This window comes from Methylocaldum sp. GT1BB (genome assembly GCF_051027545.1).
Lineage (GTDB): Bacteria > Pseudomonadota > Gammaproteobacteria > Methylococcales > Methylococcaceae > Methylocaldum.
Genome location: NZ_CP194902.1, coordinates 369,987 through 391,813, shown reverse-complemented (window position 1 = coordinate 391,813; position 21,827 = coordinate 369,987). Strand labels below are relative to the sequence as shown.

At 54.8% G+C, this 21,827-nt stretch carries 25 protein-coding genes; 13 read left to right on the top strand and 12 right to left on the bottom strand.

Going from position 1 to position 21,827, the window contains the following annotated elements; translation table 11 throughout:
- Positions 1-6: 6 nt before the first annotated feature.
- The 5 genes from ACR2TX_RS03025 to ACR2TX_RS03005 all read right to left on the bottom strand — a co-directional run bounded on the left by ACR2TX_RS03025 (position 7) and on the right by ACR2TX_RS03005 (position 5,551).
- Complete coding sequence (locus ACR2TX_RS03025) at positions 7-1,104, bottom strand: glycosyltransferase (protein ID WP_434131155.1); 1,098 nt, start codon at positions 1,102-1,104, stop codon at positions 7-9.
- Complete coding sequence (gene asnB / locus ACR2TX_RS03020; protein WP_434131152.1) at positions 1,101-2,948, bottom strand: asparagine synthase (glutamine-hydrolyzing); 1,848 nt, start codon at positions 2,946-2,948, stop codon at positions 1,101-1,103. Before asnB ends, ACR2TX_RS03025 begins: the two co-directional genes overlap by 4 nt.
- 7 nt (positions 2,949-2,955) lie before the next feature.
- On the bottom strand, positions 2,956-4,140 hold the full coding sequence (locus tag ACR2TX_RS03015; protein ID WP_434131149.1) for a glycosyltransferase: 1,185 nt from the start codon (positions 4,138-4,140) through the stop codon (positions 2,956-2,958).
- 745 nt (positions 4,141-4,885) lie between these two features.
- Positions 4,886-5,128, bottom strand: coding sequence for a HepT-like ribonuclease domain-containing protein (locus tag ACR2TX_RS03010; RefSeq protein WP_240502388.1), 243 nt, complete (start codon positions 5,126-5,128; stop codon positions 4,886-4,888).
- A gap of 132 nt (positions 5,129-5,260) precedes the next feature.
- Positions 5,261-5,551, bottom strand: a complete 291-nt coding sequence (locus tag ACR2TX_RS03005; protein ID WP_077728519.1) for a nucleotidyltransferase family protein — start codon at positions 5,549-5,551, stop codon at positions 5,261-5,263.
- A gap of 454 nt (positions 5,552-6,005) precedes the next feature.
- On the opposite strand from ACR2TX_RS03005, the gene hisB reads away from it, so the two are divergent.
- The 6 genes from hisB to ACR2TX_RS02975 are packed head-to-tail and all read left to right on the top strand — an operon-like array spanning position 6,006 to position 9,535.
- Entirely contained in the window at positions 6,006-6,599 is a 594-nt protein-coding gene (gene hisB / locus ACR2TX_RS03000) for an imidazoleglycerol-phosphate dehydratase HisB (RefSeq protein WP_434131145.1), read from the top strand.
- A gap of 39 nt (positions 6,600-6,638) precedes the next feature.
- Positions 6,639-7,286, top strand: a complete 648-nt coding sequence (gene hisH / locus ACR2TX_RS02995) for an imidazole glycerol phosphate synthase subunit HisH (protein WP_077728517.1) — start codon at positions 6,639-6,641, stop codon at positions 7,284-7,286.
- 41 nt (positions 7,287-7,327) lie between these two features.
- Positions 7,328-8,059: a 1-(5-phosphoribosyl)-5-[(5-phosphoribosylamino)methylideneamino]imidazole-4-carboxamide isomerase gene (gene hisA / locus ACR2TX_RS02990; RefSeq protein WP_077728516.1), complete on the top strand. Its 732-nt coding sequence runs from the start codon at positions 7,328-7,330 to the stop codon at positions 8,057-8,059.
- 3 nt (positions 8,060-8,062) lie between these two features.
- Positions 8,063-8,827, top strand: coding sequence for an imidazole glycerol phosphate synthase subunit HisF (gene hisF, locus ACR2TX_RS02985; RefSeq protein WP_434131142.1), 765 nt, complete (start codon positions 8,063-8,065; stop codon positions 8,825-8,827).
- A complete protein-coding gene (gene hisI, locus ACR2TX_RS02980) occupies positions 8,824-9,210 on the top strand; it encodes a phosphoribosyl-AMP cyclohydrolase (protein ID WP_434131140.1) in 387 nt (128 codons plus the stop codon). The genes hisF and hisI overlap by 4 nt, the downstream gene beginning before the upstream one ends.
- A gap of 1 nt (position 9,211) precedes the next feature.
- Positions 9,212-9,535 carry a phosphoribosyl-ATP diphosphatase gene (locus ACR2TX_RS02975; protein ID WP_077728513.1) on the top strand — a complete coding sequence of 108 codons (324 nt, stop codon included), beginning with the start codon at positions 9,212-9,214 and terminating at the stop codon, positions 9,533-9,535.
- 192 nt (positions 9,536-9,727) lie between these two features.
- Here the strand turns inward: ACR2TX_RS02975 and ACR2TX_RS02970 are convergent, their stop codons facing one another.
- Together ACR2TX_RS02970 and ACR2TX_RS02965 are read right to left on the bottom strand one after the other, a co-directional pair.
- A complete protein-coding gene (locus ACR2TX_RS02970) occupies positions 9,728-10,672 on the bottom strand; it encodes a GIDE domain-containing protein (RefSeq protein WP_077728512.1) in 945 nt (314 codons plus the stop codon).
- A gap of 10 nt (positions 10,673-10,682) precedes the next feature.
- A complete protein-coding gene (locus ACR2TX_RS02965) occupies positions 10,683-11,255 on the bottom strand; it encodes a LemA family protein (RefSeq protein ID WP_434131136.1) in 573 nt (190 codons plus the stop codon).
- 93 nt (positions 11,256-11,348) lie between these two features.
- On the opposite strand from ACR2TX_RS02965, the gene ACR2TX_RS02960 reads away from it, so the two are divergent.
- Positions 11,349-11,897: a gamma carbonic anhydrase family protein gene (locus tag ACR2TX_RS02960; RefSeq protein WP_077728510.1), complete on the top strand. Its 549-nt coding sequence runs from the start codon at positions 11,349-11,351 to the stop codon at positions 11,895-11,897.
- 2 nt (positions 11,898-11,899) lie between these two features.
- Here the strand turns inward: ACR2TX_RS02960 and aroE are convergent, their stop codons facing one another.
- The gene (gene aroE, locus ACR2TX_RS02955) at positions 11,900-12,733 is read right to left on the bottom strand and encodes a shikimate dehydrogenase (RefSeq protein ID WP_086135143.1); all 834 of its coding nucleotides are present in this window, start codon (positions 12,731-12,733) and stop codon (positions 11,900-11,902) included.
- 62 nt (positions 12,734-12,795) lie between these two features.
- Complete coding sequence (gene hemB, locus ACR2TX_RS02950) at positions 12,796-13,824, bottom strand: porphobilinogen synthase (RefSeq protein WP_086135144.1); 1,029 nt, start codon at positions 13,822-13,824, stop codon at positions 12,796-12,798.
- Between the two features lie 99 nt (positions 13,825-13,923).
- Between hemB and ACR2TX_RS02945 the strand changes: the two genes are divergently transcribed.
- Positions 13,924-14,604, top strand: a complete 681-nt coding sequence (locus ACR2TX_RS02945) for an MlaC/ttg2D family ABC transporter substrate-binding protein (protein ID WP_077728507.1) — start codon at positions 13,924-13,926, stop codon at positions 14,602-14,604.
- Here the strand turns inward: ACR2TX_RS02945 and hemF are convergent.
- Positions 14,599-15,507 (bottom strand): oxygen-dependent coproporphyrinogen oxidase, encoded by a 909-nt coding sequence (gene hemF, locus ACR2TX_RS02940; RefSeq protein ID WP_086135145.1) that lies wholly within the window; start codon positions 15,505-15,507, stop codon positions 14,599-14,601. The genes ACR2TX_RS02945 and hemF overlap by 6 nt on opposite strands.
- 219 nt (positions 15,508-15,726) lie before the next feature.
- Between hemF and cmoB the strand changes: the two genes are divergently transcribed.
- Together cmoB and rimO are read left to right on the top strand one after the other, a co-directional pair.
- Positions 15,727-16,716, top strand: a complete 990-nt coding sequence (cmoB, locus tag ACR2TX_RS02935) for a tRNA 5-methoxyuridine(34)/uridine 5-oxyacetic acid(34) synthase CmoB (RefSeq protein ID WP_086135146.1) — start codon at positions 15,727-15,729, stop codon at positions 16,714-16,716.
- 66 nt (positions 16,717-16,782) lie between these two features.
- On the top strand, positions 16,783-18,099 hold the full coding sequence (gene rimO / locus ACR2TX_RS02930; protein ID WP_077728504.1) for a 30S ribosomal protein S12 methylthiotransferase RimO: 1,317 nt from the start codon (positions 16,783-16,785) through the stop codon (positions 18,097-18,099).
- Positions 18,100-18,154: 55 nt separating this feature from the next.
- Here rimO and ACR2TX_RS02925 read toward each other — a convergent pair whose 3' ends face one another.
- Both ACR2TX_RS02925 and ACR2TX_RS02920 read right to left on the bottom strand, forming a co-directional pair.
- Complete coding sequence (locus ACR2TX_RS02925) at positions 18,155-18,640, bottom strand: FKBP-type peptidyl-prolyl cis-trans isomerase (protein ID WP_077728503.1); 486 nt, start codon at positions 18,638-18,640, stop codon at positions 18,155-18,157.
- A gap of 82 nt (positions 18,641-18,722) precedes the next feature.
- A complete protein-coding gene (locus ACR2TX_RS02920) occupies positions 18,723-18,920 on the bottom strand; it encodes a hypothetical protein (protein WP_077728502.1) in 198 nt (65 codons plus the stop codon).
- Positions 18,921-19,165: 245 nt separating this feature from the next.
- Between ACR2TX_RS02920 and pcnB the strand changes: the two genes are divergently transcribed.
- From pcnB to panB, 3 genes are read left to right on the top strand one after another with little or no spacing between them, the layout of a single operon-like run.
- Positions 19,166-20,503 (top strand): polynucleotide adenylyltransferase PcnB, encoded by a 1,338-nt coding sequence (pcnB, locus tag ACR2TX_RS02915; RefSeq protein ID WP_240502387.1) that lies wholly within the window; start codon positions 19,166-19,168, stop codon positions 20,501-20,503.
- Positions 20,504-20,510: 7 nt separating this feature from the next.
- Positions 20,511-21,011 carry a 2-amino-4-hydroxy-6-hydroxymethyldihydropteridine diphosphokinase gene (folK, locus tag ACR2TX_RS02910; protein ID WP_348529936.1) on the top strand — a complete coding sequence of 167 codons (501 nt, stop codon included), beginning with the start codon at positions 20,511-20,513 and terminating at the stop codon, positions 21,009-21,011.
- On the top strand, positions 21,004-21,807 hold the full coding sequence (panB, locus tag ACR2TX_RS02905; RefSeq protein WP_077728499.1) for a 3-methyl-2-oxobutanoate hydroxymethyltransferase: 804 nt from the start codon (positions 21,004-21,006) through the stop codon (positions 21,805-21,807). Before folK ends, panB begins: the two co-directional genes overlap by 8 nt.
- Positions 21,808-21,827: the final 20 nt, after the last annotated feature.

The window sequence follows — 21,827 nt, the reverse complement described above, 5'->3', positions numbered from 1 at the left end:
GGCGTTTTAGTTAGGACTAACATTCATTGTTTGGAGGTAACGATCGATGAGATCCTGTGTCCCGCTGGCTAAACGTTTATTAGCGACGTGAGGGTCGTCTCTTAAAATTTTTATTATGGTGCTGGCTAGAGCCTCGGGGTTGGAAACTGGAACGACGTTCTTGTGATTTTGCGGATCCAGCACTTCGATTATGGAATCATCGTAGGCAGTAGCTACGACTGAGATGCCCAACATCTGTGCTTCCAGAATAACGTTCGGGTAACCTTCCCATAGGGAGGACGATACGAGTAACCGGGCGCCGGCTAGCCAACGATAGGGATTTGAGTCAAAACCCGGCATCTCGACTGCTGCGTTCAAGTCTAGCTCGGCGATACACTCTTCAAGATAAGGGCGCATGATTCCTTCGCCCAAAATCAAGAGCCGTGCCTCTACTTGTTGTCGAACGATAGCAAATGCGCGGATCAGTGTTACGAAATCTTTCTCAGGCACCAAGCGTCCAACTCCTATGATCACTGGTGGCGAATTCGCCTTAAACCACGGATGATCGAACGGTTCTCCAGCCATCTGTTGAAGTTTTTTTAGGCCGATAGGATTCGGAATTACCGTGACTTGGTGGGGTTCTAACTTCAGCCTGTAAATGAGTTCTTTGCGCATAGTCCGGGTAAGGGCGATGACTGTGTCTGCTCTGGAATAAAACCACCGCATGAGATACAGTCGAGCCGGGTGTTTTAAATTCCGGAGAGAGCTAGCTTCTCTGACGACAACGCGAGTATTGCTACGTGCTAACTTATGTGCTAGTAGAGCGGCAAGATTAGCTCCGGTTAATGTACTGAGTAATGCGGTCGGTTGTTCCCGTTGAAGATATCCGACTAGCTTTAAAGTTGTAGAGATTCCCAGGCCGATTAACCCGGGACCGGGTTTTCCGGCTCGAAGATCTATAGTTCGGACATTCGTGGGGATTTCCGGCAACAATTCGCCCTCGGCACGGGCCAAGACCAAATCCACGGTGTGTCCCCGCTCGGCGAACGCTTTCGCAAGGGTCAAAAACACGCGCTCTGCTCCACCAATTCGTAAGTCGGGGACGAAAAGGGCAATGCGAGTCATCGTCGGGTGCCGTGCCAGAGCAGTAGTATATAGAGACTCCAGAGTCGCAGACTGCGGTCGCGCACACCTTTGCGATGTTCCCAAAGCATTCTTTTCACAAAGGCAGGATTCAACGGCTCGTGGAATGATTCCAGTCGTTGGATCAAGTTATCGCCGATCTTTCCTCGAATCCAAGTATGCACCGGTACTCCGAACCCTTGCTTGCGGCGCTGCCACACGTCTTTAAGCAAAATTTCGTTAAATGCTGCATACAGGATGCGTTTCCCCGCGAAAACATTGCGGTGCCACGAAGTGGGGAAACTGAAAGCCAATTCGACGACCTTTCGATCAAGAAACGGCGCACGGACTTCCAGACTATGCGCCATGCTGGCGCGGTCTACCTTAAGCAAAATATCTTGAGGCAGATAGACCAGAGCGTCGGCAAACATCATGCGGGGCAGGTCGTCTAGAGTTGTTTCACACAGAATCTTCGGTGGGGTATGTCCACGGCCTGCTAATTCTGGAGCGAGCATTTCCAGTTCCGTTTCTGAGAACATTCGTGCGCATACATAGGGTGTTTCTGATTCCAGCCGATCGACCACATGGGTGAAAAGATGGGCTTTCTTCAATATGCTGCGGCTGTGATGTGCCATGGGCTCGGGAAGAAATCGTATGGCCCGCTCCGCTGTCTTGCGTAGGATCCGGGGAAGGCGCGTATACCACCGTAGGATCTGCCGTGCCTGATAGCGCTGATAGCCGCTGAACAATTCGTCACCGCCGTCTCCCGATAATACGACTTTTACGTGACAGCCAGCCAGTTGCGAGACGCTTGCGGTTGGCAGGAGAGATACGTCGGCGAAGGGTTGGCCGACATGGTTTAGTATCAGTGACTCCAATGCTTCCGGTGTTTCAGGAGGAAAGGTATCCTCGGTATGTCGGGTAGCCAGATGCTCGGCGACTTTCCTTGCATGCACACGTTCATCGAAAGCCGGTTCAACGAACCCCATGGTGAACGTGCGCAAAGGCCGTGACATCCTGCTTTGTGCCAGCGTCGCGATCAGAGAAGAATCGATGCCACCGGAAAGAAAAGCGCCGACTTCAACATCTGCTACCAATCGGCTATCCACCGCTTGGATGAGGGTGTCTCGGAGTCGCTCTTCGGCCTCGATTTTCGATCCGGAGTATCTGTCTGGCATCAAGGTCCAGTAGGCTGTTTGCCGGAAGCCGCCGTCGGAGCTCCAAAATAACAAGTGCCCTGGCAGGACTTCGTTGACGTTCTTGTAAGCCGTAGTGCCGGGAAGATAGAAACCGTAGCGGAGGTAATCGGCCAAGCTATCAGGGTCTTCGCTCCACGCTTGAGGGACCAGTCTGGATAAGGCCGGCAGTTCCGAGGCGCAGGCGATGGAGTAGTTGTCCTCCTGGTAGTAAAGCGGTTTTTTTCCCATACGATCCCGCGATAGCATTAAGGTTCGGGAGACCGTGTCCCAAAGGCTTAAGGCCCACATACCCTCCATCCGTCGCAGAAACGATTCCCCATGGAGGACGAGCCCAGCCAGTACCACTTCTGTGTCTCCATTGGTGTGGAACCTCCAGAACGGGGCGAGGTGGGTGCGCAATTCTTTGAAATTGTATATCTCGCCGTTGTATGCTAGCCAATATCTGCCTGAGGGATCACTCATAGGCTGACGGCTGGCCGCCAGATCTACGATGGAGAGACGGCGGTGTCCTATACACCAATATTCACCAGATTGCAGCCCGAATTCATCGGGGCCGCGGTGGTGCATCAGGTTCAGTGCCTGCTGGATTCTTGCCCGATTTTCGCCCGTTTCCCGAGTTTTTCGATAAAGAAAGGCGAGTCCGCACATTCAATGTTCACCTGCTACTAGCGACATGTATATAGGGCTTGTATACCTGCAGATAGCTCTCTGCGGTACGATTCCACGTTAAATCCTGATCGATGAGAGATTGCTTCGCCGAACTACCCAGCTTTCGGCGCAAAGCTGTATCAAATGCCAGTCGCTTTAGGTGGCTAGCAAGAATATCCGAATTCCCCGGCTCAAATAGCAAGCCGTTGATACTGTCGATGACCAATTCAGCTACACCGTCGATACTGGTTGCCGCGAGCGGTAAGCCCGCGGCCATTGCTTCCAGAATGGCATTGGGTCTTCCCTCGGAGACGGAGGTAAACACAAACACATCTGCGTTAAACAGTTGTGCCGGGATTTCTTCGGGTGGAAGAACTCCTAGAAAATGTACGTGCTTTCCCACCTTTAAATGCTGGGCCAGTTGCTCAAGGCGGGCTTTCTCAGGCCCATCGCCAATCACGATCAATCTAGAGTTTTCGATATTTGCTTTTGCGAAAGCTTCTATGGCTGTATGAATAGATTTTAGAGGTGTTAGATTTCCGATTGTGATAAACGTAATGCCAAAATCCGATACCTGATAATTCCGGTCGATTAATAAGAATTCATCCGCTACACCGTTGGGAATCACAAGCAATTTATTCCGCATCGTAGGAAAAAATTGTCCGACCAACGTGCAAATAGCATCACTGACGCACACGATCTTGCGATTAGTGGCTAGGCAGGTTTTGAGAAAGATGCGGTCGATTACGGAGTTTTGAATTCGCGCTACGTCGCTACCCCGCAATGTAGTAATCACTGGTATCCCTAAAATACAGCCTGCCATCCCGGCAATTGCGCCACAGGCGGCCCAGTTTGCATGGATGATGTCCATATGGCGAAAGTGTCTTAGGCAGGACAAAAACATGGCGGCTATGAATAACGGCATGAGCAAAACAAGCCAGCGATGGTTGCGGAGAGCGACCGGAATCCCGCCCGGCTGATGAGCAATCGTTTGAAAGCGCCGGGGTGCATAGCAGAAAAAGCGAACAGCGTAGGGAAGCGAGCAACAGTCTATAAATGCAATATTGGATGCAGGGGTTATAACGGATACATTCGCATGTTGCGCCAAGTGTGCTACCAACCGTTGGACAAAAACGCCGCTGCTTGGGTTGGTGCGCAGCGGAAAGGACGTCGTGAGAACGCCGATATTCATGGGTCTGGTTCGAATCGGTGATGTTGTGCTTCGTTAAGCATAGCGCACGACTTGCTGGATAGAGGTATGAGGGGCGCTTAAAGAAGGAATGGATGATTTGCCGCCGAAAGCGAGGGGGCGGGCCTACCAAAATAATGTAAACTCGGAAGTGAGTTTTTGTTTAATTGGGCGCGGTTTATGGGCCGACAATAAGACTAAATCACCGATACCGCCGGATTTTTTGCACATGTGCCCTGCGTCGGATAACGGTCCAACAAAATTGCGACTGTTTTTTCTGTTTCATGCGCGCCACTCTAAGTAGCCACCGAGTACTAGCTTTATCTGAAGTCACGCCTGCCACTTTCGCCCGCAGGGAAATGTAGGTGCGTCAGCTTGTTGATCCGGTAAGTCCACAATTTTTGGAATGCGGGCACGGAGTTGATCGGTGACCTGCCGCCATGCCAGTCTGGAACACTAGTGAGACCGACGTTGGCGTGTTGCCGCATATTGCCGCGACCGGAAACTTGACGAGAACAATAAGAACCCCGGATGCGCTCCATGCACCCGGGGTTATCGCCCGCTTGGTTGGCTATCAAGACAGATCGTGGTGGTTATCACGCGGGGTGCGGCAGGCTTTCGTAATTTTGCGGAACGCCGGACCAATCAGGGTGCCGGGAACCGTTCGGCAAGTCGATCCTCACTCCAAGGTAATGCGTCGTCAACCAAAGCGCCGATGGCGGGGTGTTTGTCCTAGGTTCGGGAAACATTATCCAGGCTTTTTCTTCAACTGCCGATTCAAGTCCAGCAGTTGTTGCTCAAGCTTTGGCAGAGACTCACGAATGGTATCCCATGCGACTTCCAGATTGATCTCGAAATAGCCGTGGGCCATTCTGTTTCGCATACCTCGCATCGGTTTCCAGGGTATTTCGGAATGCTCGGCAGCGAGGTCCGGATATTCGTTGACCAATTTAGTGGCCGCCGCGCCAATGACCAGAATATTCAGTATCACCGCCTGCTGCGTCTTACGGATCAGCGAAAAAGTTCTCCTTTGTCACTCCGTTGGTGTATTCGCGTGCCAGCCGGATGGCTTCAAGCATATGACCCAGGTAATCAGCCGCACGAAGTCGGTGTTTGTCGTCGCTCACAGCGGGGCGGCCTCCTGGAGAACCTTGCTCCGGATTTCCGCAGGGAGGTCTCCGGGCGTAAGCAGGTCGACCGGCACGCCGAGTAACTCTTCAAGCGCGATCTGCAGTCCACCGAGATCAAGCAGCGTCGTTCCGGGAAGGGGATCGATCAGGATGTCGAGATCGCTCCGATCGGTATCCTCGCCGTACAGAACAGAGCCGAATACGCGGGCATTTCGGGCACGGCTTCGGTCGACCAACCGACGGATATCTTCACGATGCGCTTGCAGAGCTTCGGAGGGTTTCATGTGAATAGGCTAGGCGCTTGTAATTTGTGGCGCGTTTAACCGGTAGCGCAGGCGTTGTTCATCCAACTGGCGCCCTTTGACTGGGCTTAAGAGGTCATCTATATATTATGTATATTTTGCCAGCTTTGAGTTCCTTGATCCGAATTCTCTGTGAGCGAAAAACAAAAACCCCGGATGCGCTCCATGCACCCGGGGTTATCGCCTGCTTGGTTGGCTATCAAGTCACGTCCTGGTGGTTATCCCTAGAGGATAGCTGTCCTTACCTCCTTGTCGGCGACTGAATGAGTGTGGCAGAAAATTCGTTTCAGACTAAGTCGGAAAATGCTGAAAATTGTGTAAGCTTTGGCTTACATACCGAGCGGGGCGTCCATTGTCGTGAATCGGGCTTAGCAAGACCGCGTGGCCGTTATATCATTAAGGGCCGATTTATTATTCAGAAGATCTCTTGCCGTTCATGATTAGCCGTATCGCCGATGTTGACCGCAATACACTGGAAACCCAAGTGCGGGTTTGTCTGAACCTGGATGGAGTCGGCACGGGTGTTTTCGAAACCGGCGTTCCTTTCCTCGACCATATGTTGGATCAGGTGGCACGGCACGGATTGATCGACCTTGAGGTACGTGCGAAAGGCGATCTGCACGTTGATGCCCACCACACGGTGGAAGACATCGGCATTACGCTGGGCCAGGCGGTGGAAAAAGCTTTGGGGAGCAAAAAGGGGATACGGCGTTACGGTCATGCCTATATTCCCCTGGACGAAGCTTTGTCGCGCGTCGTGATTGATTTTTCCGGGCGGCCAGGTTTATCTTACGACGTAACTTTTACGCGTGCCCGGATAGGCGAATTCGATGTCGATTTGTTTCTCGAGTTTTTTCGGGGATTCGTCAATCACGCAAAAGTCACCTTACATATCGATAATCTGAAGGGACAAAATGCCCACCATATTGCCGAAACCGTGTTCAAGGCTTTCGGTCGTGCCATGAGAATGGCCATAGAACCGGATACCAGGATGCAGGATGTCGTCCCTTCGACTAAAGGAATGATTTAGAAAACTTATACGGAACTCTCGCCCGATTCGCTTTTATCCATGTCTTCCGTTGCAGTCATCGATTATGGGATGGGAAATCTGCATTCCATAGCCAAGGCGCTTCAACACGCCCACTCCGAAACCGCCGTGATTGTCACGGACAATCCCGAAACAATTCTCAATGCCGACCGGGTCGTATTCCCGGGGGTCGGGGCGATCCGCGATTGCATGAATGCATTGGCTGATCGGGACCTCGTAACCATCATCGAACGGGCGGCGGCCTCGAAACCGCTCTTAGGTATTTGCCTGGGGATGCAGGCCCTGCTCGAGGAAAGCGAGGAAAACGGCGGAACAGCTTGCCTGGGTTTGATTCCCGGCCGGGTCGTACGCTTCGCCGATGGAGTGGCGGACGCTGCCGGTCAGCCCTTGAAAATTCCACATATGGGATGGAACCGCGTCAGCCAGCAGGAGGCCGATCATCCGTTATGGCGAGGCATCGCTTCCGACAGTTGGTTTTATTTCGTTCACAGCTACTTCGCGCGACCGACTGATTCCCGAAACGTTGCGGCGACCACCGACTATTCGGAACCCTTCGCTTCGGCGCTGGCGCGCGAAAACATCTTTGCCGTTCAGTTTCATCCTGAAAAGAGCCAGGAAGCCGGATTGCGATTGCTGGCTAATTTTCTAAACTGGGACCCGGGGCGATAAGGCACCGATCATTCACTCTATCCGTTACTGAGGATTTTTTTATGCTTTTGATACCTGCTATCGATCTGAAAGATGGCAAGTGTGTCCGTTTGCGGCAGGGCCGCATGGAAGACGATACGGTCTTCTCCGACGACCCGGTGGCGATGGCGGGGAAATGGGTGTCGGAGGGGGCGAAGCGCCTTCATTTGGTGGATTTGGACGGTGCCTTTGCGGGGATTCCGCGCAACGCGGAGGTTATCCACGCCATACGCGAAGCTTATCCGGATGTACAAATCCAGGTGGGCGGTGGAATCCGGGATGAAGAGACGATTCAGGGTTACCTGAACGCCGGCGTCGATTACGTCATCATTGGTACCAAGGCAGTCAGTGCGCCTCATTTCGTGCGGGAGGTCGCGGCGGAGTTTCCGAACCATATTATCGTCGGTCTGGACGCGAAGGACGGCAAAGTAGCGATAGACGGCTGGTCGAAGTTGTCGCATCATGATGTGATCGATTTGGCTCAAAAATTCGAGGACGATGGCGTTGAAGCCATCGTTTACACCGACATCAGCCGGGACGGCATGATGGAGGGCGTCAATGTCGAGGCAACCGCAAGGCTGGCTCGCTCCATACGCATTCCGGTGATTGCGTCGGGCGGCATCCGGAGTATTCAGGATATTCACGCCCTGGGCAGTGTGGTTGGCGACGGCGTCATGGGCGCCATAACCGGCCGCGCTATTTATGAGGGCACCCTTAACTTTGCCGAAGCCCGTAAAGTAGCGGAAGAATACTGATCCATGCTTGCCAAGCGCATTATCCCCTGCCTGGACGTCGACAATGGACGCGTGGTCAAGGGCGTCCGCTTCGTCGATATCAAAGATGCGGGAGATCCCGTCGAGATTGCTAGGCGTTACGACCGGGAGGGCGCGGACGAACTGACTTTTCTCGACATTACCGCCAGTTCGGACAATCGCCACACGATGGTGCACGTGGTGGAGCAAGTGGCGGGCGAAGTGTTTATCCCCCTTACGGTAGGAGGCGGCATCCGAACGCTCGAAGATATCCGCCGCATGCTGAATGCCGGCGCCGATAAGGTCAGCATCAATACCGCCGCAGTCGCCCGGCCGGAGTTTGTGCGCGAAGCGGCGGAGCGTTTCGGCTCTCAGTGTATCGTCGTCGCTCTCGATGCCAAGCAGGTGTCCGAAGATCCAAAGCGGTGGGAGATCTTTACTCACGGCGGGCGCAAGCCGACCGGCCTTGATGCCATCGAGTGGGCGCGTCGCATGGTGGCTTACGGAGCCGGCGAAATCCTCTTGACCAGCATGGATCGGGACGGCACCAAACAAGGGTTCGATCTGGAACTGACTCGCGCAATCAGCGAAGCCGTATCCGTTCCGGTGATCGCCTCGGGCGGTGTCGGCAATTTGCAGCACCTGGCCGACGGGATCTTGCAGGGCAAAGCCGATGCGGTGCTGGCAGCCAGCATTTTCCATTTCGCCGAATACACCATTCGGCAGGCCAAGGAATACTTGGCGGCTCAGGGCATCGAGGTGCGGCTATGACGGCGTGGCTCGACGAAATCCGCTGGACGTCCGAAGGGCTGGTTCCAGTCATTACGCAGGAGGCGGCCACGGGGCAGGTCCTCATGTTCGCCTGGATGAACCGGGAAGCTTTGCGGCTTACCAGCGAGGAAGGCTACGCGGTCTACTGGTCGCGCTCGCGGAATCGGCTTTGGCGGAAGGGCGAGGAATCCGGGAATCGGCAGAAAGTTCTGGAAATTCGCCTGGATTGCGACGAGGATGTGATTTTGCTCGCGGTCGAACAGGCCGGCGGAATCGCCTGTCATACCGGACGGCATCACTGCTTTTTTCGGGTGCTGCGGGATGGCTGCTGGGAGACGGTGGAACCTGTCCTGAAATCTCCGGAAACGATGTATAAGCGCTGATATGGACGTGTTGAAGGAGTTGGCTAGGGTGCTCGAGGAACGGAAATCTCAGGATCCGCAAAAATCCTATGTGGCGAGTCTTTATGCCAAAGGGCTCGACGCTATCTTGAAAAAAATCGGCGAGGAGGCCACCGAAACCGTAATGGCCGCCAAGGACGGAAACCTCGACAAGATTGTCTACGAAGTTGCGGATTTGTGGTTTCACAGCCTGGTATTGCTCGCTCATCAAGGGTTGAGTCCGGATCAGGTATTGGCCGAATTGCAGAGGCGGTTCGGTCTCTCGGGGCTCGAAGAAAAAGCAGGACGCGACGACAAGTCCGGTTAGAGCGTTTTTCACCGAAGTTCAGTGGTAAGGATAGGGAAATTCGTAGGTCGTTGAGGAGCTTTGTCGGCAAGGGATTGCCGACCTACGAAATCTAAAGCGTTTTTCATCGCGGTATAGCGGCGGGCATTGGAAAACCGCCCCGTACCCAGTCGAAGTAGGTCGGCAATCCCTTGCCGACGCTCCACCGGACGTTCATGGAATCGAGCCGAAACGCAGATGCAACGCCCAGGTCGTTGAGCTGCCCGCGATCAGGAAGCCAAGCACCGCGATCCAGGCCTTGCGGCGATATCGTTTGGTCAATGTGCCCTGTGGAACGACCGATAGCAGATAAGGACGGCCATAACCGGGCTTTTTCATCAGGTGGAACTCGGTTTGCTTCGTTCTTTTGCGCCAGGATGCCATGACTTCACGCTCGGCGTGCTGCCGCGCGATTTCCCACTCCTCCGCATCGATCTCGCCGTCGCCGTTCTTGTCGAAGCGCTTGAGAAGCTCGGAACGGTTTCTCTTCCAGCGGATTAACAGATCGCCTACCTCGTTATGGAAACTGGTGCCTTCGGAACTTCCGAGAGACACGAACTGGCCGATCGCATAAAGCGGATCGTTTGCCTCGATGCGGTATTCCGTGTAGCGATACGGTCCGGACGAGAACAGTGAATCCCAAAATCCGGTTTGCAGCGGTGCGTATCCTGGTCGCGCGAGCTGCCCGCGCCATTTGAGTCGAATGGACGGCATGACCTCCGCGCCTTCGGGATCGACAATGCACCGTCCGGTGTCGTCTTCCAGGTGGAAGATGGCCTCGCTAACGCCGCTCTCAATGGTTTGCCATCGTGTCGTGCGGTGGCCGTCTTCATAGTCGGTCACTTGCTTTTCAACTTTGTAACTGTACCAAACGCAGCGTGCGCCGCTAAGCGGGGCATGGATCGGCTCGCCATCCATCAATTGGGCTCGACCGTCGAGTTCGACGTAACCCTGGGCTGCCGACCGGACCTTGGCTGTGGGCGTGTCGGCGATCAGGCGAGCGCGATGCAGCCAGCGGAATGCGAGAAAGAAGAAGGCTACCCCGGTCAGGGCGACAAGCCCTGTCGCCAGCCAGAAGTGCTGTGGAGAGGATTCGAGGATGAGGTCGCGAAATAGCACGGCTTTCGCCTTAGCCGAACAGCGCCTTTAGATCCACATCGCGTTTTTCTTCTTCCGTGAATTCCAGCAATTCGAAGGGTTTGAAGTTGAATAACCGGGCGATGATCACATCCGGAAATTCTTCCAGCCGGACATTGTTGTAATTGACGCTCTCGTTGTAGAACTCGCGCCGGTCGGCAATCGCGTTTTCCAGTCCGGTTATCCGGGACTCCAGTGCCCGGAAGGAAACGTCCGCCTTCAGTTCGGGGTAACTCTCCGCTACCGCGAAGAGCTGCATCAGTCCTTGCCGCAGCTGGCTTTCCGCCGCCCCGAGAGCATGCAGATTGGCGGACTCTCGGGCCGCAGAGATCCCGGCACGGGCCTGCATTACTTTTTCCAGCGTGTCCCGCTCGTGTTGCATGTACTGCTTGCAGGTTTCGACGAGTTTTGGCAATTCGTCGTGACGCTGTTTGAGCAGCACGTCGATGTTGGACCACGCTTTTGCGGTATCATGCTTCAAATTGACCAGCCGGTTGTAGATCAAGATGGCGTACACGATCACGAACAAGATCGTGCCGACCAGAATGAAACCGCCTACGCTCATAATCTCTCCTCGCGTTCTTGAAGTTGAATCAGGGCTTGGAGAAGTATAGACGGCGGGCCCGGCGCATCATTTGATCAATCGGAGTGTCGTAAGGTGACGATTCAGATTTATAACGGTGTCGAGCCGAAATTGGGAACAGGAACTTACATTGCCGACAGTGCGCTGGTGATCGGTGACGTGACATTGGGCAACGACGTCTCCATTTGGCCGATGGTGGTCGCGAGAGGCGATGTGCACCGAATCGAGATTGGCGACGAAACCAATATTCAGGACGGCTGCGTGCTGCACGTCACCCAACGAAGCCGCTACAACGAAGAGGGCAATGCCTTGATCGTCGGGCGGGGTGTCACCGTGGGGCACCGGGCGGTACTGCATGGGTGCACCATCGGTGATCTATGTCTGATCGGCATCGGTGCGGTGATCATGGACGGTGCCGTCGTGGAGGACCGGGTAATGATCGGTGCGGGGGCTTTGGTGCCGCCCGGCAAGCGTTTGGAAGGCGGTTTTCTTTACGTGGGATCGCCGGCGAAACAGGCACGCCCGCTCAAGGAGGCCGAGCTGGAATATTTAAGTTTTTCCAAGGACGGTTACGTGCGTTTGAAGAATCAATATCTGAGTGATGCCAGATTGCTTGGCGCTTAGCACTAGCGACCACGCTCCCGATTGAGAATGTCGATCACGGGATGCGTTTCCGGCCGTATGCCCCGCCAGATAAAAAACGCCTCGGCCGCTTGTTCGACCAACATGCCGATGCCGTCAACGCTGACATCGGCCCCCACATCTTTTCCCCATCGGACGAACGGTGTGGGCTCCGTCCCATAGGCGAGATCGTAGCAACATCCGCCGGCTCGGAGAATATTCTTCGGCAGATCCGGCAGTTCGCCAATCAGGCTGGCGGCGGTGGCGTTCAGAACGAGATCGAAGGATTCCGTGCCCAAGTCTGAAAAGCCGCATCCGGCGATCGGGCCGAGATCCCCAAACTCCTCTGCCAGCCGGACCGCTTTGTCGGGTGTGCGGTTGGCGATCACCAGGCAAGACGGACCTCGCTCCAACAGTGGACCAATAATGCCGCGGCTTGCGCCGCCCGCGCCCAAAAGAAGGACTCGGCGGTTTTCCAAGGAAAGTCCGAGATTGACCGTAAGGTCTCGCATCAAGCCGACGCCGTCGGTGTTGTCCCCGTAAATCGTTCCATCCGGACGTAAGGCCAAGGTATTGACGGCTTTGCTGCGTTCCGCGCGCTCACTTTTGGAATCGGCAATTTTCCAGGCGAGTTCCTTGAGGGGAACGGTGCAATTCAAGCCTTTCCCGCCACCGGCGAAAAAGTCTCGCACGCGGATTTCGAACGTTTCCGGCAGAACGTCTTGCGCGGTATAGGTCAGACGCTCTCCGGTCTGTTCTGCAAAAAGCGCGTGAATACGGGGCGATTTGCTGTGGCCGATGGGGTGACCGAAGACGGCATAACGATCTGCTGGCAGCATGACTAGGTGAATCCGGCGGAAATCTTGATGAAGACAGTTTTAGGTTTCAGCCTTTGCGCAGTTTAGGTGCTCTGTCTCATGGCGTCTTCGCGAAGCCATTCGGCAACGGTCCTGGCGTAATAGGTCAGAATGGCGTCCGATCCTGCGCGCTTGAGCGCCAGCAAAGATTCGAGCACGGTCTTGCGCTCGTCGAGCCAGCCGTTTTGTGACGCGCCTTTGAGCATGGCGTATTCCCCGCTGACTTGATAGGCGAACGTAGGGACGCCGAAGCGGTCTTTGACGCGGCGGATGATGTCCAGATAAGGCAATCCCGGTTTGACCATGACCATGTCCGCGCCTTCCGCCAAATCGAGCTCGACTTCCCGCAGGGCCTCATCGGAATTGGCGGGATCCATCTGGTAAGTGTATTTGTCGCCGCTCCCCAGGTTGGCCGCCGAGCCCACGGCATCTCGGAAAGGTCCGTAGAAGGCGGAGGCGTACTTGGCGGAATAGGCGAGAATACGCATGTGTACGAATCCTTTCTCTTCCAATGCGTCCCGGATTGCGCCGATGCGCCCGTCCATCATGTCCGAAGGTGCCACGATGTCGGCGCCGGCTTCCGCATGGGACAGCGCCTGTTTCACGAGTACTTCGACGGTTTCGTCGTTGACCACGTAGCCGTTTTGATCTACGAGCCCGTCTTGGCCGTGAGTCGTGAAAGGGTCTAGAGCGACGTCGGTGATGACACCCAGTTCCGGCAGCTGTCGTTTCAGTAGGCGTACCGCTCGTTGCACCAAACCCTCAGCATTGTAAGCCTCGCGTGCGTCATCCGTTTTTTTGTCGGGTGACGTTACGGGAAAGAGTGCGATGGCGGGAATGCCAAGCCGAAAAGCCTTTTCGCTTTCGCGTAACAGCAAGTCGATGCTTAGTCGCTCGACGCCGGGCATAGAAGCGACCGGTTCCCGCCGATTTTCGCCTTCCAAGATGAAAAGAGGGTAAATCAAATCATTGGTGGAAAGCTGTGTTTCCCGCACTAAGCGCCGGCTGAATTCATTCCGTCTCATTCGGCGCAAGCGAACATTGGGGTAAGAAATGCTATTATTTAACGACATGGTGGCCGGTTTATTGCGTGGGACACAGAGGAACTCGGTAGTTTAGTGCATGCCGCCGAGTTATGATAAGAATATTAAAAAGTCAGCAGGAGTTTTTAAATGAAATTTACTAAGTCTTCCTTCGGCCTGGCAAGTTGGGCCGTTGCATTGTCGTTGCTGTTAAGCTTCTGGGGAGCGGCAGCGTGGGCGGAGGAAGGATTACTCCCTCCACAGCAGGTTATCCAGCACAGTGCCGACGAACTGCAAACCACGCTGCAAAAGCCGGAATACAAGGGCGATTTCAGGAAAGCTACTCAGTTCGTTGATGGCATCATCGAACCGCATGTGGATTTCGATCGTGTGTCGATGTTGATTTTAGGAAAGTATTGGAAGACGGCGACGCCCGAGCAAAAAGAACGTTTTAAAAAGGAATTCCGGATGCTGCTTGTGCGTACGTATACCACCGCCTTTACCGAATACGCCAACTGGAAAATCCGTTATCTGCCGCTGCAGATGAAGCCGGAGGACAAGAAGGTTATGGTCCGTACCGAAATTCTCCAGGCGGGCGCTCAACCCGTGGCGGTCAACTATCGAATGGTGTTCACCAAAAACGATTGGAAAGTGTACGACGTATTGATCGAGGGCATCAGTTTGCTACAGAACTATCGTGCCAGCTTTACCGATGAGGTTGCCCGTACCGGCTCCCTCGATCAATTGATTTCACACCTGGCAGAGCGCAACGCTACCGCCATGAAAGAGCCGCTCGGGGCAGCGGGCGGCGGCGATAAAAGAGGCTCATAGCCAGTCTCTAGGTTTCAGGTAATTCTTGTACAGATTATCTTCGGCGCTACCTTCCTGCGGCTTCCAGTTATAGCGCCAATGCGCGATCGGCGGCAGAGACATTAGAATGGATTCTGTCCTGCCGCCCGATTGCAATCCAAACAAAGTTCCTCGGTCATAAACCAGGTTGAATTCGACGTATCGTCCGCGGCGATAGAGCTGAAATTCGCGCTCCCGTTCGCCGTAGGGCATATCCTTCCGTTTTTGGACGATCGGAACATAAGCCTTGATGTAATGATCTCCGACGCTGCGCAAAAAATCGAAGCAGCGATCGAACCCCCATTCATTGAGATCGTCGAAAAATAATCCTCCGATGCCCCGGGTTTCATTGCGGTGTTTGAGAAAAAAGTATTCATCGCACCAGCGCTTGAACTTGGGGTAAATATCTTCGCCAAAGGGAAGACAGGCATCCCGGGCTACAGTGTGCCAATAAATCGCATCTTCTTCGAAGGGATAATAGGGTGTGAGATCGAAGCCGCCGCCAAACCACCATACCGGCGTTTCGTTTTCCTTCTCCGCGAGGAAAAAACGGATATTGGCATGAGAGGTCGGGACATATGGATTCAGAGGGTGAATGACCAGGGATACGCCTACGGCTTGAAATGTCCGGCCTGCGAGTTCTGGCCGATGCGCAGTGGCGGAGGGTGGCAGATTTCTGCCGAACACGTGGGAGAAATTGACGCCGCCTTGCTCGAACGTTTTTCCGCCGGTCAATACGCGGGTTCTTCCTCCGCCGCCGCCATTGTATTGCCAAAGGTCCTCCAAAAATCGTGCGTCTGGTTCCTCGTTTTCCAGGGCGAGACAGATTTTGTCTTGGAGGTCTTGAAGATAAGCTTTAACTTGTAAGATATCGGGTGTGTTCATTCGGCGATCTTCCCGTAAAAGTCGAGTGTGGATGGGAGTCTCCGGGATGTTGTTCGGCTCGAGCGCTTTGCGGCTTTCTTCTTCTAAATGGACGACGAGATTGTAGCACGGTGGAATAGGGATGTTGTTGCCTCGAAAACATTATGAGTCCCGAAGGGGAAACGGAAACCAACAAGGTAAGCGGCGCCCCAAAGAATGGCGGCAACCCATTGAACGAGAATGTCCAATTGTAATTTGAGCCTGAAGGTTTATTCGGATCTGTTTTCGGTGCTTGGCCGGCCGTACTTGCGTACTTGGCTGGACGGGTTGCCGACTCGGTTGGACGCGGTTTTTAGCTCCGCGCGGCATGGCGATTGGCCGGCTTGGCAGGCCGCACTCGATGGCCTGCCAAAAATCGATGCGTCCGTGGTCGATTTGAATGCCGATAGCATCCTTGTCGATGGGGGATGCAACGAAGAACAGCGGGACCGCATCGAGAGTCTGCTGCTCAGGTTTCATCCGTGGCGCAAGGGTCCATATGCCATTCATGGCATTCATATCGATACGGAATGGCGCTCCGATCTTAAATGGCGCAGGCTGAAAGATCATATTCAGCCGCTTGAAGGCCGAACCGTGTTGGATGTCGGCTGTGGAAATGGTTACCACGCCTGGCGCATGATTGGATGCGGGGCCGAGTTGGTGATCGGAGTTGATCCGACACTCTTAAGTGTCGCGCAATTTCTGGCGATCAAGCATTTTGCCGGCGATTTTCCGGTTCATGTGCTTCCCTTGGGTATAGAGGATGTTCCGCTCAATCTTCGTGCCTTCGACACCGTTTTTTCGATGGGGGTGCTTTACCATCGCCGTTCGCCTTTCGATCATCTTTTGGAGCTCAAGGGCTGTCTCAGATCCGGCGGTGAATTGGTCTTGGAGACTTTGGTCGTCGACGGTGGGCTGGGTCAGGTTTTGGTGCCCGAGGATCGCTATGCGCAGATGCGCAATGTGTGGTTCATTCCGTCCTGCGCTACCTTGTTATCGTGGCTAAGGCGATGCGGTTACCGAAACGGCCGGGTCGTCGATGTGACGAGGACCACAGCCGACGAGCAACGCTCCACGGACTGGATGCGCTTTCAGTCTCTGTCCGATTTCCTGGACCCGGCCAACCCGGAACTGACGATCGAGGGCTTGCCCGCGCCGGTGCGCGCGGTGTTCATCGCCGAGAGCCCTTAGAATCGGAAACCACCGCTGGCGTAAAATTATCCCTCTATCCTTTGTTCCTCCCTCGCATATTTCTTCATGAAAACACCCTGTATCGGTTTTGTCAGCCTTGGCTGTCCCAAGGCGTTGGTAGATAGTGAACGCATTCTGACCAAGTTGCGTGCCGAAGGTTACAGCCTCGTTCCGACATATAAGGACGCTGATCTTGTCGTTGTGAATACCTGCGGATTCATCGATGCCGCGGTCGAGGAGTCCCTGGACGCCATAGGCGAGGCTTTGAAAGAGAACGGTAAGGTCATCGTTACGGGATGTCTGGGCGTTCGCGAGAGCGAGATTCGATCCCGCCATCCTCAAGTGCTGAAGGTTACCGGCGCCCATGCCTATGAAGAGGTTGTCGAGGCGGTGCATGAGCATTTGCCGCCTCTTCACGATCCTTTTGTCGATCTGGTGCCGCCGGAAGGAGTCAAACTAACGCCTCGCCATTATGCTTACCTGAAGATCTCCGAGGGCTGCAATCATCGCTGCACGTTTTGCATTATTCCGAGCTTGCGCGGTGATCTGGTCAGCCGCCCCATCGGCGACGTGATGGCGGAAGCGGAGCGCCTAGTTTCGGCTGGAGTGAAGGAACTGCTCGTCGTATCGCAAGATACCAGCGCCTACGGCATCGATTTGAAGTATCGAACCGGCTTCTGGGGCGGGCGTCCGCTCAAGACCCGCTTCTATGATTTGGCCAAGGCTCTGGGGGAGTTCGGGGTTTGGGTGCGGATGCATTATGTTTATCCCTATCCCCATGTGGATGAAGTTATCCCGCTCATGGCGGAGGGAAAAATCCTGCCCTATCTGGACATTCCGTTCCAGCACGCCAGCGCCCGAATTCTGAAGCTGATGAAGCGTCCGGCAGCCGCAGAGGATGTCTTGGCCCGGATCGCCGAGTGGCGGAACATCTGCCCGGAAATCACGCTTCGCAGTACGTTCATCGTCGGCTTTCCGGGGGAAACCGAGGCGGATTTTGAGCAGCTGTTGGCGTTTCTTCAAGAAGCCCAGCTCGACCGGGTCGGGTGCTTTACCTATTCGCCCGTCAAGGGCGCGGTTGCCAACGAGTTATCCGATGTTGTGCCGGAAGCCGTGAAAGAAGAACGCCTCGCGCGGTTTATGGAGGTTCAGGCTCAAATCAGCGCTGATAGGCTGCAGTCGAAGATCGGGTTGCAGGAAATCGTTTTGGTCGACGAGGTTGTGGAGGAGGGAGCGGTCGCTCGCAGCCGGGCCGATGCTCCTGAAATCGATGGCCAAGTATTTATCGATGGCGCGACCCATTTGAAGGTCGGCGACTGGGTCGAGGTGGTTCTTGAGGATGCCGACGACCACGATTCGTGGGCGCGTCTCGCAAACCGTTAGATTTGTAGGCGGCTATCCGGCGAAGAAAGATAGCCGCCTCGTTCTGCGAATCGAATCAGCCGTGGTGATGTCCGCCCGGACCATGTACGTGGCCGTGATCCAGCTCATCGGGCGTAGCATCGCGAACGTCCGTGATTTCAACCTCGAAATTCAAAGTAAGGCCGGCCATCGGATGATTGCCGTCCAGGACTACCTCGTCATCGTCTACGCCGATTACCGTAAGCAGCTGAAGACCTTCCGGAGACTGCGCTTGAAATTGCATGCCAGGCAGTATCTCTTGTCCCTCTTCAAAGGCCGTTTTCGGTACCGACTGAATAAGGTCGTCGTCTCGCAAGCCATACGCTTCTTCCGGCGGAATGCTGACCTTGAGCTTGTCGCCCACGGCGCGACCGGTTAACGCATTCTCCAGTCCGGGAATGATGTTGCCCATGCCGTGAATATAGGCCAATGGACCTTGATCCTTGGAACTGTCGAGGATGTCGCCGTCATCGCTGGTGAGGGTGTAGTGGATATGGACCACTTTGCGGGGTGATACTTGCATGAGATACCCTTGCTGTCGCGGTGGTTGAAATTCCCATCATAACGAGTTTTCACTATGATAGACAGCGTTTTTCCGATTTAGATCAAGCGACAAAGCGATAAGGAGATTTTTTGGGTTTCCCGGCGGGTTTGCTTTGTTCCTTGTAGATGAGATACACGAAAATCCCCATCAATGCTGTCAAAATCCCGCATTTCACCCGCAGCAGAAAATCCAGTTTCGCGATCCAGTGCGGATGAGAGAGGATGAACTCGTTCATCTGGCTGAACCAGTTCTCAAACATAAGCACGACTCCTCGAAATACTCTGGATGAGTGAACTTTCTTCTTAGAACCGATCTTACTCGTTTGAATCCGTAATTTTTCAAAAATCGGTGTTGACGATCTGAGCCGATCGACGCTGTTGTCATACGGAAGCAGATCGAGGGTCCGGCACGTTGAGTGTGCCCGCCGCCTAAGGTAACATTCCGGCTTCTTTTAGGTCTAACGAACAAGATACTCCTCTGCCAATCTTCAACTTCGTCAAAAGGTTGTTCAAATTGCCGCAGCCCAAGCCGGAGGCAGCGGTGAGCGTTAGGATTTATCCGCGATCTGAACACATGATTTCCCGATCGATGATCAGCGATAACGCGCTAAAGGTGCTTTATCGCCTGAAGAAATCCGGGTATCAGGCTTATTTGGTCGGCGGTTGCGTACGCGACTTGCTTTTGGGGCGCGAGCCGAAAGATTTCGACGTGGTAACCAGCGCGCATCCCGAAGAGATCAGGGCGATTTTCCGCAATTGCCGTTTGATCGGTCGGCGTTTTCGCCTCGCTCATGTGCATTTCGGCGAGGAAATTATCGAAGTGGCAACCTTTCGAGGGCTCGCAGGCGAGGAGAGTCACGGGGGGCGCATCATCGAGAATGGCCGCATCCTTAGGGATAACGTCTATGGAACCATCGAAGAGGACGCCTTCCGCCGCGATTTCACGGTTAATGCGTTGTATTACAACATCAATGATTTTTCCGTGGTGGATTACGTCGGCGGCATGGAGGATCACAAGGCCGGTATGCTGAGACTAATCGGCGACCCGGAGCAACGTTATCGGGAGGACCCGGTACGGATGCTGCGGGCGTTACGCTTCTCCGTCAAACTCGGCTTTACCATTCATCCGAGCTGCGCCGATCCGATCAAACGGTTTTCGAGTCTGCTACAAGAAATTCCGCCGGCTCGTCTTTATGAAGAGGTTCTTAAGCTGTTCTTGTCCGGTTATGCGGTACAGACTTTCGAACAGCTCAGGCACTACGGTTTGTTCGCGGCACTGTTTCCCGAGACGGAGCGGTGTTTGGCCAAGGAGCAGCAGGGGTTTCCGCTGACATTCTTGGCCAAAGCCTTGGAACGGACCGATCAGCGAGTGCAAGAGGGAAAACCGGTAGCGCCATATTTTCTGTTCGCGGCCTTGTTGTGGGAACCGGTTCGGGCGGGCGCGCAAGCCCGAATCAAGGCCGGAGAAAGCGATATTTTGGCCTATCAGGAAGCTGCGGGTGAGGTGATTGCACGGCAAGTTCGTCATACCGCTTTGCCCCGGACGGTCAGTCTACCGGCTCGGGAGGTTTGGGCCTTGCAGCCGCGTTTTGAACGGATTGTCGGCTCACGGCCGTTTCGTTTGTTGACCCATCCCCGCTTTCGTGCCGCTTATGATTTCCTGTTGCTCCGGGCCGAGACCGGAGAGGCCGAGCCGTCGCTCGCCGAGTGGTGGACTCGATTCCAGCAGGCCGACGAAGCCGAGCGGAAAGCCATGACGAGTCCCGGCCGGCGCCGCTCCGGCAGATCCCGGTCGCGTAAACGCAAATCGCGCTCTGAATCTTCTGCCAATGTTTCCGTCTGATCATGTTGTGCCATTCGATAAAACGGCGGCCTATATCGGTCTGGGCGCCAATTTGGGCGATCCCATCGAAACCATCAAGTCGGCGCGCTCGGCTATTAGTAAGATAGAGGGTATCCGGGAGTTGGCTTTTTCGAGCCTTTATTGCAGTGCGCCCATGGGACCGGGCGATCAGCCCGATTACATCAATGCCGTAATGTCGGTCGAAACGACATTGGGGCCGCTGGAGTTGTTGCGCAAACTTCAGGCCATAGAGACGGCTCACGGGCGGGTGCGCAAGGGCGAACGCTGGGGACCTCGGACGCTGGACCTGGATTTGTTGCTGTACGGGTGCGAAATCATAGCGAGCGAAGTGCTGACCGTCCCTCATCCGGGAATCGCGGACCGCGAGTTCGTGCTGTATCCGCTCGAGGAGATCGCGCCGGAGCTCGAGATTCCCGGCAAGGGGCGATTGGCTGATCTGGTTCGGAAGTGTCCGCAACGAGGATTGAGGGTAATCGAGCATGTATGATGCGGCCAAGGCTTTGACTATTCCGGATCTCGCGGCGATGAAACGGCGCGATGAAAAAATCGTGGCTCTTACCGCTTACGATGCCAGCTTCGCCAAACTCATGGACGATGCCGGCGTGGATCTGGTTTTGGTCGGCGATTCGTTGGGAATGGTCGTGCAAGGCGAGCCGACGACGTTGCCGGTGACCTTGGACGATATGGTCTACCATACCCGGTGCGTGGCGCGCGGAATTCGCCGCGCCGTATTGGCGGCGGACATGCCGTTCGCCAGTTATTCCGGTCCGGCGCAGGCGATCGATAGCGCCGCTAGGTTGATACGTGGCGGGGCACATATGGTCAAGATCGAAGGCGGGCGGAAGCGGGTCGAGATCGTTCGTGCCTTGGTAGAGCAGAATATTCCCGTTTGCGGTCACTTGGGGCTGCTGCCTCAATCGGTTCATCAGGTCGGCGGTTATCTCGTGCAGGGAAAAGAAGAAAAAGCCGCACAGGCAATCCTCGAGGATGCCTTGATTCTTCAGGAAGCGGGTATTAGTGTGTTGGTGCTCGAATGTGTGCCGGCGACCTTGGCCGGCGAGATTACGGCGGCTCTCGATATCCCGACGATCGGCATAGGTGCGGGTCCGGGCTGTGGGGGCCAGATTCTCGTACTGTACGATATGCTCGGCATCACGCCGGGCAAGCGCCCCAAGTTTTCCAGAAATTTTCTTCAAGGCGCCGAGGATATTCCGTCGGCTATCCGCAATTACGCAGACGATGTGAGATCCGGCCGGTTCCCGGCGTTGGACCACAGTTTTTAGCGGTTCTTTCGGCGGATAAT